The following is a 14,972-nucleotide window of genomic DNA, read 5'->3' as shown; positions in this document are numbered from 1 at the left end:
GGCGGGCCGCCGGGTCGGGCGCTTCCCGGTGATCGGGGCGCCGGATCGGCGGGGGCTGTCTGCGCGAGGGGTGGCGCGGCCTCCCGCGCGATCCGAAGCGCGGTCCACGTCCCGGTCCGAGGCGCGGCTCATCGCGCACCCCGCTCGTGGGAGGCGGCCGCGACTCCGGCCGCTACCGCGACGAGGAGCCCCGCCGCGAGCGCCAGGAGCAGCGGCACGTCGACCGCCGGAGCCGGCCGGGTCGCTCCTCCGACCGCGAGCGATGCCACCGCGGGCAGGCAGAGCGCCGAGGCGACCGCTCCGACCACCGCGCCCACGACGATCCCCGTCCCCGCCACGATCCCGTTCTCGACCAGCCGGCGGGCGCGCCGCTCGCGGGAGCCGACGCCGAGCGCGGCGAGAGCGGCCTCGTCGCCCGCGCGCAGCGTCCGCAGCACCGCCCCGCCGGCGGTCAGCGCGACGAGCGCCATCAGCACGGCGACCACCGCGGCCACCGTCCAGACGCTCGCGCCCGCGGAGACGAAGGGCGATCCTCCGCCTCGCACCGTCCAGGGGGCGCTCGCCTCCGTCGCGACGACCCGGGCCGTGCCTCGGAGGTCGTCTGTCGCGATCCAGACCCGGGACGGGGTGGGCAGCGAGTTCGAGGCCGCGAGGTTCGCGCGGGCGAAGTCGCGGGTGTCGATCGCGACGGCCGGGGCCCCTCCCGCGCCGGGGACGACGGGCACGATCGAGGCGACGACGGCCTGAAGCGCGCGCCCCGAGGGTCGGCTCAGGTCGAGGTCGTCGCCGACGGTGAGGCCGAGCGCGGAAGCGGCCGACGCGGTGAGGGCGACGGGCAGCGGATCGTCAGCGCCGTCCACGAGGATCCGCGCGCGCTGCTGCTGCGTCGTGAGCGAGACGGCGTCGCGGGAGAGCCGGGTCGCGTCGATCCCGCCGGTGGAGGCGCCCTGTGCGTCGAGCCCCGAGACGGAGCCGACCTCGACAGTGGCGGTGTCGGCGCCGTCGAGTCGCAGATCGACGGCCAGGAGGTCGGCATCGGCGAATCCGTCCGGGAGTGCTCCCGAGAGGAGGGCGTCGTCGGCGCCGGAGACCGGCACCGTGCCGAGGTCGATCGCGGCGAGCGCTCCGTCCGCGGAGGCGAGCCACGCCGAGCCGGCGACGACGCCCGGGCCGACCGGTCCGTTCGCCGTTACCCGCACGCCGAGCCCGGTCGCATCGACGCCGAGGCCGGGGGTGTCGGCTGCTGCCGGAGCGAACACGCTGCCGGTGAGCGCCGCGGCCGAGGCGGAGGGCAGGACCACCGAGGCGAGGTCGACGTCGCCGACCGACACCGCCTCCGTGACCACCGCCGCCGCGCGCCCGGTGGCGCGCGCGAGAGCCGCCACCGGCACCGGGGTGTCCCCCACGGCGACGATCGGGCCGAGGTCGAACGTCGCGCTCGCCGCCGCGCCGACGGTGTCGGCTGCCACCGCGCGGTCGGAGGCGGTGATCGTCGCGGGCAGCACCGCCGCCGCCACGCAGAGCGCCGAGGCCAGAGCGACCACCAGCGCCGTCGCCGTGAACCAGGAAGCGCGCACCCGCAGCGAGCGGAGCGCCGCGAAGAGCCAGGCCGAGCGCGCGCCCAGCCCGATCCTGGTGCGGCGCCGCAGACCGGCCGCCGCCGCCGTCACCGCCGCCAGCGACAGGGCGACCAGGAGGAGGGGGACCGCCGCGATCCCCGCGGCGCCCAGCTCGCTCGACGCCGCGACCAGCTGCCCGACCGCCACGCCCGCCGCCGCGAGGAGGAGCACGGTGCCGAGCACGCCGAGAGCGCCGGTCCCGCGCCTCCGGGGCCCCGCGAGAGGAACGGGCTGCAGCGCCGCCGTCGCCACGAGCGCGCCGAGCAGCACCGCGACGCCGAGCAGCCCCGAGCCCTGCAGGACGGCACCCGGCACGAGAGCGGCGGAGGCGCCCGCTCCCGCCAGCACCCCCAGCACCGCCGCCGGGCCGGCCACCGCCAGGACCTCGCCGCTCGACCAGCGCACCAGCTGCCCCCGGGAGGCCCCGCGCGCCCGCAGCAGCGCATCGGCGTCACGCCGGCGGCCCGCGCCGAGCACGATCAGGCGGCTGCTGCCCACCACCACGACCACCAGCAGGAGGAGCAGCGCCGCCGCCGTCAGCCCCTCCGCGGCGGAGGAGGTGCGGAGCGCGCGCCGGGCGGTGGCGTCCAGCCCGCCCGAGACGCTCACGTCGCCCGCCTCGCCCGAGACCGCGAACGCACCCGCCAGAGACGCGCGGTCGACGCCCCGGGCGAGGTCGCCGATCGACCGGCCCCCCGGGACGACCACCCACTCCGACGTCGTGGACGAGGCGGCGGCCCGCAGAGCGTCCTCCGCGACGAGGAACGGCCCGGCCGCGTCGCCGTCGCGCCCCGAGGCGGCGGCGGGATCGGCCGCCCAGCGCGGATCGAGCACGTCGAGCGGCTCCCACGTCCCGCTGACCTCGAGCGGTCCGCTCGGAGTGGCGAGGAGGTCGCCCGGAGCGAGGCCGAGCGCGTCGGCGGCCGTCCGCTGCACCGCCGTCTGCCCGGCGGCCGGCCACGCGCCCGCGACGAGCCGCGCGGCGTCGGCGAGCCCGGCGTCGGCGAGCAGCTCCGCTCGGGTGGCGACCCCGTCGTGCTCGATCGCGACCGGAGCGGACTCGGTGCGGACGACAGCGGCATCGCCGAGGCGGGCCCGGAGGAGGTCGCGGACGGCGGTGTCCTGCCGGGTGGCGTCGGGCGTGTCGGCCGTGTCGGTGGCGTCGGGGGTTCCGGTTGTCCGGGCGGTCTCCGCCGAGAGGAGGACGACGCCCTCGGTCCCGATCGCCTCCCGCACCGCGCTCACGGCCGCCCGATCGGTCGCGGCGGCCACCGATCCCGTCACCCCGACCAGCAGCGCGGACGCGACCGCCACCACGACCCCGACCGCCGCCAGACTCGATGCCGCCGACCTCGCGCGCGCACCCCACGGCGACGCGCGTCGGCGCACTCGGCGAGGGGCGGTGGGAGCAAGGATGCGGGCCACTCTAATGCGGAAGAAGGGCGGGAGTGAGCGGGGTTCCGCGTCCGTGATTCCACGGAGGACAGGCCCTCTCCCCCTCCGTTATCGCCCCTCGCGCTCGCCATCCGGGCCGCCGTACCGGGTCGCCCGGGAAGGCTCGTTCTCGACGCGGAGAACGAGCCCTCCCGGATGGCTGCGCTGTGCTGATAGCGTCCTTCGCTTCGTCTGCGAAGCGTGGCTCGTGCCGATGGGCCGCCTTTTCTCCTTCACGGGCTTCACCCGTGAGGTTCCTCAGCCGGACACGCGGCGTCGCGCCGCGCTATGGACCGGCTTACCCTCTGCCGCGCCGCTTCACGGGTAGTCGAGAGTCGTCTTTCGACCACGCCGTGACCCACTTCTCCTCTTGTTCGAGGCCGTGGTGAGATGTGCACGCGCGTTCTCAGACGAACGCTCTCGCACCGGACAGGAGCCGACTATGGACGACGACATTCAGCTGATCGAGGACGCTGACGGCATAGCCGTGATCGGAGAGCCTTCGGCTGTGGACCGATTCCTGCATTCGGAGGGTCTCGAATCGAAGGACCTCGGACTCGAGCGCCTCCGACCGGCAGCCGGCGCGGCGGCGGGCGTAGTGCAGGCAGCGGCCGCGATCTCGGCCGGTTCCGGTCGATGGGTGAAACTGACCGAGCAATCCGCCACTGCGCTGCGGAAGCACGGCCACATGGTGAACTCCAAGAGCGGACTCGCGATGGGTGTCGTGCAGGGCAAGGACGGCCGGATCAAGAGCATCGTCCAGTTCGCGCAGACCGGCCCCGGGGCGCTCCTGACCAACCCGGCAGCGTTGTCGAGTGTGGCGGGGATGATGGCGCAAGCTTCCATGCAGCAGTCGATCGACGAGATAAACGACTATCTCGCGACGATCGACGAGAAGGTGGACGATCTTCTCCGCAACCAGAAGGACGCCGTACTGGCCGACATGATCGGCGTCGACCTCGTGATCGAGGAGGCGATGACCATTCGCGAGCGGACTCGTCGGGTGTCCGAGGTCACGTGGTCCAAAGTGCAGTCGACCACTTTGACCCTCGCACGCACTCAGGCCTACGCCCTGCGACAGCTCGACGCCCTGGCCGAGAAGCTCGAGCGGACGACGAAACTGGGAGACATCGCGAAGGCGACCCGAGAGGCCGAGCCGAAGGTCTGCGAGTGGCTCGCCGTGCTCGCCCGATGCATACAGCTGCAGGAATCGACCGCGATTCTCGAGCTCGATCGAGTCCTGGATTCGGCTGCGGTCGATCTCGATGAGCACCGCATCGGCCTGCAGTCTGCTCGGAAGAACCGGCTCGACACGATCGCTCGCAGCACGGAGCGCCTGATCGCTCGCATGGACGCCGCCGCGGGCAATGCGAACGCCCGCGTTCTGCTGAATCCGCTCGGCGCCCGTGCTGTCGTCGAATCGAGCGACCGCCTCGCGAGCGGTGTGGTCGAGTTCCACCTCCACGTCGGCCTCGAACGTCTGCGCGACTCGATGAAGGCCAGGGGCTGGTTCACTGCCGTCGCCGACGCCCGCGACAAGGTCCTCGAGACGGGCGCCGAAGGATTCGATGCCGCCCGCCGCTTCGGCGACGAGGCAGTGACTCGTGGCCGAGCAGCCACCGACGACCTCTCTATCCGTCTCGCAGAGGGCGCCTTGCGTCGTCGGGCGAACGGATCGCGTGGTGAAGACGATGCTGCTCAGAGTGCGCCTTCAGATGCGCCGTTGCGGAGGAGCGACCCTGCCGAGCCAGACGCGTGACAACCAATCGGGCAACACTGCTTACCGGTCGTTGAAGGTGGGACGGGTGTGCGGGGTCGATGTCGTCGTGTCGCGACTATCGCGGGTGAACGCGCCGGGCCAGCACGGATCGACGTCACGAGGCCGCCCGCCGAGATGCTCGCTCAGCTGGACGACATCGGTCGAGCGGCTGCCAGGCGGGCAGGGATCAAGACTTCTTCCGGCCTCTGAACTCCGCGCCTCGTCGTAGGGCCGCCTGCTCCATCGGACGACTCAGCCCAGACGGCCCGCCGCTCACACCCCGCCCGCACCCCACTCCCCCAGCAGATCCCGCTCCCGCTCCTCCCCCAGCCCGGCGCCGCGTCCCGGCACGTGCGCGGCCGCCGCGTCCCGCAGCGTCTCGGCGAGCTCGCGGCGCTCGAAGCCCGCGGCCTCCGCCTGTGCCGTCGAGCGGGTGTTCATGCCGCGCCAGTCCGGGTCCGCGATCCACAGCGGGAGCGAACCGGGGCCCGCCCACTGGCCGACGCCGCGCTCGAGCAGCCACTCCTCCGGCACGGCGACCGGCTCGGCGGACGACCCGCCGCGCGCAAGGGCCAGGTGCTCGCCGAACGGCACGGGGGTCCCGCAGACGTTCATCACGCCCGCCACCCGCGCCTCGGCGGACGCCACCAGCCAGGCGGCGAGGTCCCGCACGTCGACCACGGACGTCGGCAGCTCGGGCGCATCAGGCACCAGCACGGGCTCGGACCGCGTGCTGAAGCGCCAGGGCCAGTAGGAGGAGCGGCTCGTCGGGTCGCCGGGGCCGCCGATCAGGCCGGCGCGCGCGATCAGGGACGGCGCGGATCCGGCCAGCACGGCCTGCTCGCAGGCGGCCTTCGCGGCGCCGTACGAGGTGGGGTCGTCGGAGGGAGCGAGAAGCTCGGCGTCCTCGTCCGCGCCGACGACCGCGTTCTCGGCGTAGACGCTCGTGGTCGAGACGAGGACGTAGGCGCTGCAGCGCAGGTCGCGGGCGGATCGGCGGACGTGCTGCGGAGTCGACGACACGTCGATCACCGCGTCCCACGATGCCGCAGCCACGGCGTCGAGAGCGTCGTCGCGGTCGCGGTCGGCCCGGACGAGGGACACCCCCGCGTGCACGGCCGTCCCGCGCACGAGGCAGGTCACGTCGTGGCCGCGCCGCAGCGCCTCCTTCGCGAGGTGCCCGCCGAGCCAGCCCGTGCCTCCGAGGATCAGCGTTCTCATCCCCGCATGCTCGCACGGGCCGCCTCGCGCGAAGCCCGCTGAGGTGCCCGAATTGGTCCCGAGAACGCTGAAACAACTGCATTTTCGGGCGACTCGACACGGGCGACTCGACGCAGTGGGCGCCGAGCGAGCGACTCAGCGACAAAGGCCCCCTCCACGAGCCCCCGCACACCCGGCCACCCGAGCCCGCCCGCGTCCTCTGTCCGGAATCACGCGGGCGGCTCGGGTGCCCGAGCGGGTCACACGACGACGAAGGCGTCCAGGATCAGCGAGTTGCCCGTGGAGGCGGCGTTGCGCTTGCTGCCGCGGCGGATGGTGATGGTGTGCTCGCCGGCGCTGAGGGTGCTGCTGGTGAACACGGTGCGGGCCGAGCGGTTCGTGGCGCTGTAGCGGTCGACGGAGGCGACGAGCACGCCGTCGATCAGGACCTCGTTGATGCCGGAGGTCGGGGTGATCCGGCTCACCCAGCTGACCTTCGTGCCCCGGAAGCGGAGGGTCGCCGAGGCCGTGGAGGTGCTGGAGTACGAGATGCTGCCGCCGCTGTCGGCGGTGCTCGAGAGCGTCGCCCAGGTGCCGACGGTCGCGATGACGGCGGCTCCGTTCTGGTACGTCCCCGCCGCCGGCAGCGTCGAGGTCGGGGTGGGCGTGGAGGTGGCCGTCGGGGTCTCGGTCGGAGTGGGCGTGTCGGTGGGGGTCGGCGTGTCCGTCGGCGTCGGCGTGCTGGTCGGAGACGCCGTCGCGGTGGGGGTGGGGGTCGACGTGGAGACGGTCCCTGCGGTCACGACGAAGGCGTCGAGGATCAGCGTGGATCCGGTGGACGCCGGGTTGCGCGTCGTCCCGCGGCGGATCGTGACCGTGTGGGTGCCGGCGGCGATCGGCCCGCTCGTCCAGACCGTCTGACCCGAGCGGGTCGTGGGGCTGTAGCGGTCGACGGTGGCGACGAGGACGCCGTCGAGCAGCACCTCGTTGATGCCGGAGGTCGCCGTCATCCGGCTCACCCAGCTGACGCCCGTGCCCGAGAAGCGGAAGCTCGCGGACGCTCCGGCCGAGCTGGAGTAGCTGATGCTTCCACCGCTGTCGGCGGAGGAGGAGATCGTGCTCCAGGTGCCCGCGGTCGTGATGAGCGGCGAGTAGTTCTGGTAGGTGCCCTCGCCGGGGATCGACGAGGCGGGCTCGTCGGGCAGCGGAACGACCGGCTGCTCCGCGAGCCAGCGGTCGAACGTGTCGAGCATGTCCTTGTTCGTCAGGCTCGGCACGTTGTGGCCGTTCGGAGCGCCGTCGGTCGGCGTGTAGAGGACCACGGCCTCCTTCGCCACGGGCTTCGCGAGCGCGACCCACGCCCCTCCGTGGACGGCGATGGGGACGAGGACGTCCTCGGTCGAGCCGGTCGTGCGGATCCGCGCCCCCGCCCACGAGGCCTGCGGCAGCAGCGCGGGGTCGGTCGCCGGGATCGTCGAGGGGTCGTTGTCGTAGTCCGGCAGAACCCGCTCCGGGTCGCGGCGGGCCATGTCGGCCATGTCGTAGACGCCGGCCGCGTGGTACGCGCCGCGGATCTCGGGGACCAGCTTGTTGCCGTACGCCCAGCAGAGCAGTGCGCCACCGCCGGAGTTCGAGCGGAGGAAGCTCGCCCCGATCCGCCACGTCTTCTGGAACCAGGCGACCGCGTCCACCTGCATGGCGACGGCCCGCTTGTTCGTGTAGATGCTGCCGCCGTAGTTCGGGCAGATCGAGATGACGCCCTTGTCGACGGCCTGGTCGGCGCTGTACTGGTAGGCGCCGGACAGGGCCGCGTAGGTGCTCCCGTTGGCGTGGTAGTACCAGTAGACGACCCGGCCGATCCGCTGCGAGGGGACCGCGGTGTGCGGGACGAAGAGCCGCGCGCGGTCGGTGCCGATCATCACGTCGATGATCTGGTACGGCTTCTTCCCCACGCGCGAGATCGCCGTGTCGCTGCGGCCGAGCTCGTTGGGCAGCGGCGGGATCACGCTGTAGTCGGGCGCCGCGGACGCGGTCATCGCGTAGGCGAAGGCGGATCCGACGCCGAGGGCGGCTCCGGTGAGGACGAGACGGCGGCTGTGGCGCGCAGGAGAGGACATGGGATCCCGACGTGGAGAGGGCTGCTCGGTCGGCGGAGCCTGACCGGAAGGAGTGAGGGGGGTGCTGCGGTCCGGATCGGACCACCGTGGAGGGGGCGCGGTGCGGTCCTTCGGGGGACCGTGCGGGCGGGCAGGCGCGAGTGCATCCTCCCGCGTCCGCCGCGCGACCGCCAGACCCGCTTCAGGGACACCCGCGGCGGCGCTCCCACCTCGCATCGAGCGGCGGAGGGGTCCGGAGAAGGTCCTGGTGAGAGCGCTATCTCGCGCCACTGCTCTGGAGATGCCCGCCACGGGCGCGGAACCGCATCGTCCCGGTGGCGGGACACCGGGGCGGCACGGGGCCGGCACGGATCCAGGCCGCCGTGCGCCCGGCGTGAGGGCCATGCGCACGTCAACACTCTCGCGGTGGACCCCCGGATGAGTCTCGTTGTCTGAGCACGACCTGATCGCTGGTTCAGCGCTTGCTCTCCCCCCTCTGAGTGCCGACCGGATCGAGGGTCCGTCGTCCGCCGCCCACGTCCCGTCTCAGGGGGACAGGGCGACTCCGAGCCGCGACCTATCGTGATCCCGCTCCATCCGGAAGGCCCGGCGAGGCGCCCGGGGGGAGGTCGATCCGTGTCGAACGCGCATGCCCGGCCGGGCCACGACCGCTCGATCGCCCTCGGCCTCGTCCTGCTCCTGATCGCCGCCGTCCTCGTGGTCCTGCCGGCGACGAGGGCCGCGGCGGCCACGGTCCTCCTCCAGGAGGGCTTCGGCGGCACCAGCGTCGCGGACTCGGCGTGGCAGCCGCTCGACGCCGCATGCCTCACCCGGGCGACCGCGACTCCGCCGACCGGCAGCTCCCGGCTGGGCACGTGCGTGACCCCGAAGAACGCGGCGCCGGCGACCTCGACGGATCCGGGCTTCCTGCAGCTGACGGACAGCCGCGGATCCTCGAAGGGAGGCGCGGTCTTCAACCGGCCGATCCCGGCCACCGGCGGACTCGATGTGCAGTTCGACCAGTACCAGTACCAGGGCACGCTCGACGTCACCGGCGGTGACGGGATCGGGTTCTTCCTGACGGACGGCTCCCGCAGCCTCACCGCGGCGGGAGCCTCCGGCGCCTCTCTCGGATACGGGCAGTCCTCGACCAGCGACGGTGTCAGCGGCGGCTACCTCGGGATCGGACTGGACGCCTACGGGAACTTCTCGAGCACGGCGAACGGGCTGGGAGCGGGCTGCCCCACCGCTCCTCCCGGGGCGCTCGCCAACCGGATCGTCGCGCGCGGACCCGGCGACGGGAGGACCGGCTACTGCTTCATCCAGAGAGCGTCGCCCGGAACTCTGCAGTCCCTGCGCCCGACCGTCAACCTGGGGGACCCGACGAATCCGCCGGCGTCGAACGGACGCACCATCCGCATCACGGTGTCGGCAGCGGCCACGCCGGTGGTGACGGTCTACTACGGCTCCACCGCAGGCCTGGCGGCCGCCTCACTCGCGCAGGTGATGCAGTTCACGATGCCGACCGCAGCTCCGTCCACGTACAAGCTCGGCTTCACCGCCTCCACGGGAGGTTCGTTCGACACCCACCTGATCCGGAACGTCTCCGTCTCGTCCATCAACACGCTCGACGACATCACCCTCGTCAAGCAGATCGACCGCACCACCGCGCAGCCCTCCGCCTACACCGAGGGCGCTGCGATCCCCTACCAGTTCGTCGTGACGAACGGCTCGATCAAGGCGTCCCTCAGCGGGATCGTCGTCACCGACCCGAAGGTCGCGACGATCACCTGCGCGGCCACGACGCTCGCTCCGCTCGCCTCCACGATCTGCGCGGGATCCCATACGGTCACGGCAGCGGAGGCGGTGGCCGGCTCCCTCGTCAACACGGCGACGGCCTCGGCCACACGGACCGCGACCGGCGAGACGACGACGACCGTCACCAGCAGGACCGCCACCGCCACCGCCCCCATCGCCACCCCGGCTCCCGCTCTGACCCTCACCAAGACCGCCCTGCTCACCGACACGAACGGCAACGCCCAGGCCGACGCCGGAGAGCAGATCCGCTACTCCTTCCTCGCCCTCAACTCCGGCAACGTCACACTGCAGACGGTCGCCGTCGCCGACCCGAAGGTCACCGGCATCACGCCCGCCTCGACTCAGCTCGCCCCCGGAGCGAGCGCGACCTTCACCTCGGCGCCGTACACGGTGCTGCAGACCGACATCGACAAGGGCACGGCCGTCACCAACACCGCCACGGTCAGCGGCCGCACCCTGGCAGCCTCGCCCGTGACGGTCACCGCGACCTCCACGGCCACCACGCCGATCCGCTTCGCGCCCTCGATCTCGCTGACGAAGAACGGCACGATCCCGACCGGGGCCGCCGTGGGCTCGACCGTCTCCTACAGCTTCACCGCCACCAACACGGGCAACACCGGGCTGAGCTCCGTCGCGGTCACCGATCCCAAGAGCGGGCTCTCCGCGCTCGCTTACTCCTGGCCGGGGATTGCCGGGCGCCTCGAGATCGGCCAGACGGTCACCGCGACCGCGTCGTACACGCTCACGCAGGCCGACGTCGACGCGGGCCAGGTCCTCAACACCGCGACCGCGACCGGCACCCCTCCGACGGGCGCCGCCGTCACGGCCACCGCCTCGCGGACGGTGACGATCACCCGCACGAACGACCTCGCGCTCGCCAAGACCGCGAACCCCGCCTTCATCAGCGCCGCCGGCACCGTGGTGACCTACACCTTCCGCGCGACCAACACTGGCACCACCACCCTCACCGCGGTCGCGATCAGCGACCCCAAGAGCGGGCTCTCCGCTCTCACCTACTCCTGGCCGGGCACTTCCGGACGACTGCTGCCCGGCCAGGTCGTCACCGCGACCGCCGCCTACACGACCACCGCCGCCGACGTCACCGCCGGCACGATCGCCAACACCGCCACGGCGACGGCGACCGGCCCGACCGGCGTGGCGTTCACCCGCACGGCCTCGGTGAGCATCTCGGTGATCCCCGATCCGGCGGCCGACGCCGCGACGGTCGTGCAGGGCGGATCGGTCGTGATCGACGTGCTCGCGAACGACGGGCCCGCCGCGACCGGAGCGACCTTCTCGCGCGCGCAGCTCTCGGCGACCCCGAAGGCGATCGGAGGGGCGGCGACCCCCGCCCCCGCCACTCCCGTGCAGGGGTCCGTCTCCTGCGTCGCGAGCGGAGCGACCCGCGGCCAGTGCACCTACCGCCCGATCGCCGCCTTCGTCGGCACCGACGTCTTCGACTACTCCCTCTCGGGCCAGTACGGCACCTGGAACGTGCGGGTCACGGTCACCGTCACCGCGCTGAACCGCGCGCCGGTCGCCCGACCCGACCGCGTGGTCGCGACCACCGGCGGCCCCGCCGTCACCGTCGCTCCGCTCGCGAACGACACCGACGAGGACCCGGGCACGACCCTCGCCCTGGCCGGCACGAGCGTCCCGGCCGGGCTGCGCGGCACCTTCTCCTGCTCCGGATCCACGTGCACCTACACGCCCGCGGCCGACGGCTGGACCGGGAGCGCGACGATCGCGTACACGGTCACGGACGGCGCGCTCACGGCGGGTGGCACGATCACGGTCTGGGTCGATCCCGCTCCCCTCGTCCGGCGCGGCTTCTCCGGCACCGGCAGCACGAGCGGAGCGGTCGGGCTCGGCGCCTGGACCAGCTCCTCCGTGGTCGCCACGCCCGTCGCGAGCTGCACGGCCGGTCGGCCGAGCACCCTCGTGAGCTGGTCGGCCGCCGCCGGAGCGACCGGCTGGACCCTCGAGCGCCGCCTCGCGGGGACGACGCCCGGCCCGTGGACCGTGATCGCGGCACCCGCCGCCTCCGCGACGAGCTTCACCGACGACCGGGTCGGCGAGGGCCGCAGCTACCAGTGGCGGGTCCGCCCGGACCTGCAGCGCTGGCTCGGAGTCGCGTCCGCCGCCTCGACCGCCGTCGCCCAGCCGGCCGTCACCACCGCCGGAGGCTGCTGATGCCTCCCCGCCGACACCCCTCTCGTCCTGCACGTGTCCTCGTGAGGGAGACCACGCCCGCACCGGGCACCACCCACCAGAAAGGAACGGTCGCCATGACCACCACAGCACCCACCCGTCGCAGCCCCTGGAAGAAGATCGCCCTCACCGGCGGCGTCCTCCTCGCCGCGGGAGCCCTCGCCGGCGCCGGCGCCTTCGCCGTGTTCACCGACTCCGGCACCGCCGTCGGCAACGTCGACGCCGGCCAGACCGACATCTCGGTGACCGGAGCGTTCACGGTCGCGAACATCGCGCCCGGCGACACGGTCCAGCGCCCGATCAGCCTCGTGCTGCCGAACGCGACCAACGACGGCGACCTCGTCTCGTCGGTCCGCTTCTACCAGGACGTCACCAACGACGTCGTCGGCTCGGACACCACCGACCCGGGCCGCGTCGGCGCGTCCCTCGTCACCGGCGCGAACGGACTCGACTACCGCCTGCTGACCTGCTCCACCGCCTGGGTCCCCGCCGCCGCTCCCGCGGAGGCCGGCCCCTACACCTGCGCGGGCACGCAGACCGTCACCGGCACCGGCAAGCTCTCGACCATCGGCGGAGTCGCCAACGCGGCGGACTTCACCCCGGCGAACTTCGGCATCACCCCCACCGCGACCGGGACCTTCCCCTCGGACGCCGGTGACGTGACGCTGAACACGCTGATCGAGCTCGTCCTGCCGACGGCGGCCGACAACGCGTACGAGAACGCCTCCGCCACGGTCACCTTCACCGCCGCCGCGATCCAGCGCGCCGGCATCCAGAAGTAGACCGTCCCCCACCGCCTCCGCCCTGCCCGGCCGCCACCGGCGCGGGGCGGAGGCATCCCCCTTTCCTCCCGGAGTCGTCCCCATGCCCCACGCCCGTGCGCTCGTCGCCGTCCTCGCGGCGGTGCTCCTCGCGCCCGCGGCGAGCGCCGAGCCCGTCGGCGTGCTCGACGTGCGCGAGCTCTCGGCACCCGGATCCCTCACCGACCTCGCTCCGGGCGACCGCGCCGAGTGGGCGGTCGAGGTGACCAGCATCGGCCTGTCGCCGCAGGGGGTCTCCGTGGCCTTCGCGGTCGACGGAGGCACGCTGGCGCAGGACCCGCGCGACGGCCTCCAGCTGTCCGTCGAGCTCTGCGACGCGGCGTTCACCGTCGCCGAGGTCGTCGACGGGGAGCGCACGGTCGAGCGCTACCTCTGCCCGGAGGACGCGATGCCGCTCGGATCCGGGCCCGCGGCGACGCTCGGACGGCTCGACGGTGTCCGTCCGCTCGAGCGCGGGGCCACCGCGGGGGTGCGCGTCCGCGTCCTGTTCCCGGAGTCGGCCGGCAACGGGACCGAGCTCGCGGCGGCGTCGCTGCGGGTGCTCGTGGGCACGACGGAGGAGGATCCCTCCGCGACGCCCGGCCCCGGCTCCTTCCCCGGAGCGGCGGGCGGCGGGCTGGCCGTCACCGGCCGCGACCTGGGCGCCGCGCTCCTGGGCGGGATGCTCGCCCTCGGCTCGGGCGCCCTGCTCGCCGTGGCCGGGCGCCGTCGTCACCGGAGGGAGCAGGCGTGAAGGCCCTCCGCGCTCTCCTCGGCGGGCTGGTCTCGATCGTGGCCGTCGCCGGCATCGCCGTCTTCGTCCTCTCCGCGCTCGGTCTCGTGCGGCTCGTGCCGGTGCTGTCGAACTCGATGGCGCCCGGGATGCCCGTCGGCTCCCTCGCCGTCACCCTGCCCGTCGACCAGGCCGCGATCCGCGCCGGCGACGTGATCGTCTTCACCGACCCGGACGATCCGGGCCGCCGCGTCATCCACCGCGTCACCCTCGTCTACTCCGAGGAGGAGGCTGCGGCCCTCCGCGGCCGCGAGCCCGGCCAGCTGGCGCTCACCACCAAGGGCGACAACAGCGAGTCGGCCGACCCGTGGATCGTGACGATCGCGGACGAGCGGATCTGGCGCGAGAGCTCGGTGGTGCCGCTGCTGGGCTGGCCGAGCATCGGCCTCGCCCACCCGGAGGCGCGGTTCGCGCTCTTCGCCGCGGGCGGCGCGGTCATCGTGGGCGCGCTCCTGATCGCCATCTGGCGCCGCCCCGCGGAGGTCGCCCCGTGAGCGGCGCGCACCGCTCGTCGGACGGCACGCCGCCCCCGGAGCCCCTGCGTCCGCCCGCTGAGCACGGGCGGCACAGCGCCCGGCCGTCCTCCCGCGACCGCGGAGCCCCGCGCCACTCCCCCGAGGTCCGCCGCCGCGTGGTCTCCCGCGCCGGCCTGGCGGGACTCGTCGCCGGCGCGCTCGTCCTCGGCGCCGCCGCCACCGCCACCGCCGTGCTCCTGGACCGGGGCTCCGTGAGCGCGCGGGTCGCCTCCGGCACCGTCATCGCGACGTTCACCGGCACCGGAGCGACGACCGTGCCGGTCCCCGTCGCGGGCCTCGTCCCCGGTGGCACGGCCCGGCGCCTCCTCGACCTGACGAACGCCGGGACCCTGCCGATGTCGGCCCTCCAGCTGCAGGCGGCCACCGGCACCGACCTCTCGGACGGCCTGCAGCTCGCGATCGAGCGCTGCTCGCTGTCCTGGTCGGCCGATGCCGCGACCTGCCCCGGCACCGTCACCACCGTGTCGGCCGACCGCCCCGCCGCCTCCCGCCTCGACCTGCCCGGCTCCCCAGCTCTGGCCGTCGGAGCGACCGACCACCTCCGCCTGACCGTGCGCCTGTCGGAGTCCGCGCCGTCCGCCGCGCAGAGCACCTCGGCGACCCTCACCGTCACCGTCGTCGGCGTGCAGCGTCCGGGCCGCCAGCTGTAGGCGCGGCGGGCCCACGCCTCGGCGGCACCACCGCCGCGCCGTCCACTCTCGCGTCA

At 73.8% G+C, this 14,972-nt stretch carries 9 protein-coding genes; 6 read left to right on the top strand and 3 right to left on the bottom strand.

What is annotated here, in order from left to right; genetic code table 11:
• Nucleotides 1-128 precede the first annotated feature (128 nt).
• A complete protein-coding gene (locus tag C5D50_RS05305; RefSeq protein ID WP_146086952.1) occupies nt 129-2,933 on the bottom strand; it encodes a hypothetical protein in 2,805 nt (934 codons plus the stop codon).
• A 562-nt stretch (nt 2,934-3,495) separates the two neighbouring features.
• Between C5D50_RS05305 and C5D50_RS05300 the strand changes: the two genes are divergently transcribed.
• The gene (locus C5D50_RS05300; RefSeq protein ID WP_219814730.1) at nt 3,496-4,812 is read left to right on the top strand and encodes a hypothetical protein; all 1,317 of its coding nucleotides are present in this window, start codon (nt 3,496-3,498) and stop codon (nt 4,810-4,812) included.
• 273 nt (nt 4,813-5,085) lie between these two features.
• Here the strand turns inward: C5D50_RS05300 and C5D50_RS05295 are convergent, their stop codons facing one another.
• Together C5D50_RS05295 and C5D50_RS16530 are read right to left on the bottom strand one after the other, a co-directional pair.
• Complete coding sequence (locus C5D50_RS05295; RefSeq protein WP_104288941.1) at nt 5,086-6,033, bottom strand: NAD-dependent epimerase/dehydratase family protein; 948 nt, start codon at nt 6,031-6,033, stop codon at nt 5,086-5,088.
• Nucleotides 6,034-6,272: 239 nt separating this feature from the next.
• Nucleotides 6,273-8,129, bottom strand: coding sequence for a hypothetical protein (locus tag C5D50_RS16530; RefSeq protein WP_181137298.1), 1,857 nt, complete (start codon nt 8,127-8,129; stop codon nt 6,273-6,275).
• 615 nt (nt 8,130-8,744) lie between these two features.
• On the opposite strand from C5D50_RS16530, the gene C5D50_RS05285 reads away from it, so the two are divergent.
• The 5 genes from C5D50_RS05285 (at nt 8,745) to C5D50_RS05265 (ending at nt 14,916) form a co-directional block, all read left to right on the top strand.
• Nucleotides 8,745-12,119: an Ig-like domain-containing protein gene (locus C5D50_RS05285; RefSeq protein WP_104282961.1), complete on the top strand. Its 3,375-nt coding sequence runs from the start codon at nt 8,745-8,747 to the stop codon at nt 12,117-12,119.
• Nucleotides 12,120-12,214: 95 nt separating this feature from the next.
• Nucleotides 12,215-12,919, top strand: a complete 705-nt coding sequence (locus tag C5D50_RS05280) for a TasA family protein (RefSeq protein WP_104282960.1) — start codon at nt 12,215-12,217, stop codon at nt 12,917-12,919.
• 82 nt (nt 12,920-13,001) lie between these two features.
• Nucleotides 13,002-13,691, top strand: coding sequence for a hypothetical protein (locus tag C5D50_RS05275; protein ID WP_104282959.1), 690 nt, complete (start codon nt 13,002-13,004; stop codon nt 13,689-13,691).
• Nucleotides 13,688-14,224 (top strand): signal peptidase I, encoded by a 537-nt coding sequence (locus C5D50_RS05270; protein WP_104282958.1) that lies wholly within the window; start codon nt 13,688-13,690, stop codon nt 14,222-14,224. The genes C5D50_RS05275 and C5D50_RS05270 overlap by 4 nt, the downstream gene beginning before the upstream one ends.
• Nucleotides 14,221-14,916, top strand: coding sequence for a peptidase (locus C5D50_RS05265; protein WP_104282957.1), 696 nt, complete (start codon nt 14,221-14,223; stop codon nt 14,914-14,916). Before C5D50_RS05270 ends, C5D50_RS05265 begins: the two co-directional genes overlap by 4 nt.
• Nucleotides 14,917-14,972 lie beyond the last annotated feature (56 nt).

This window comes from Rathayibacter sp. RFBD1, assembly GCF_002932915.1.
In the GTDB taxonomy this organism is placed as follows: domain Bacteria; phylum Actinomycetota; class Actinomycetes; order Actinomycetales; family Microbacteriaceae; genus Rathayibacter.
This window is presented reverse-complemented; position numbering and strand designations above follow the sequence as displayed.

What these genes read in the sequence shown, in the direction of transcription:
- C5D50_RS05280 (WP_104282960.1), top strand. Translation starts at nt 12,215, where the DNA reads ATGACCACCACAGCACCCACCCGTCGCAGCCCCTGGAAGAAGATCGCC.
- C5D50_RS05275 (WP_104282959.1), top strand. Translation starts at nt 13,002, where the DNA reads ATGCCCCACGCCCGTGCGCTCGTCGCCGTCCTCGCGGCGGTGCTCCTC.
- C5D50_RS16530 (WP_181137298.1), bottom strand. Translation starts at nt 8,129, where the DNA reads ATGTCCTCTCCTGCGCGCCACAGCCGCCGTCTCGTCCTCACCGGAGCC.
- C5D50_RS05295 (WP_104288941.1), bottom strand. Translation starts at nt 6,033, where the DNA reads ATGAGAACGCTGATCCTCGGAGGCACGGGCTGGCTCGGCGGGCACCTC.
- C5D50_RS05300 (WP_219814730.1), top strand. Translation starts at nt 3,496, where the DNA reads ATGGACGACGACATTCAGCTGATCGAGGACGCTGACGGCATAGCCGTG.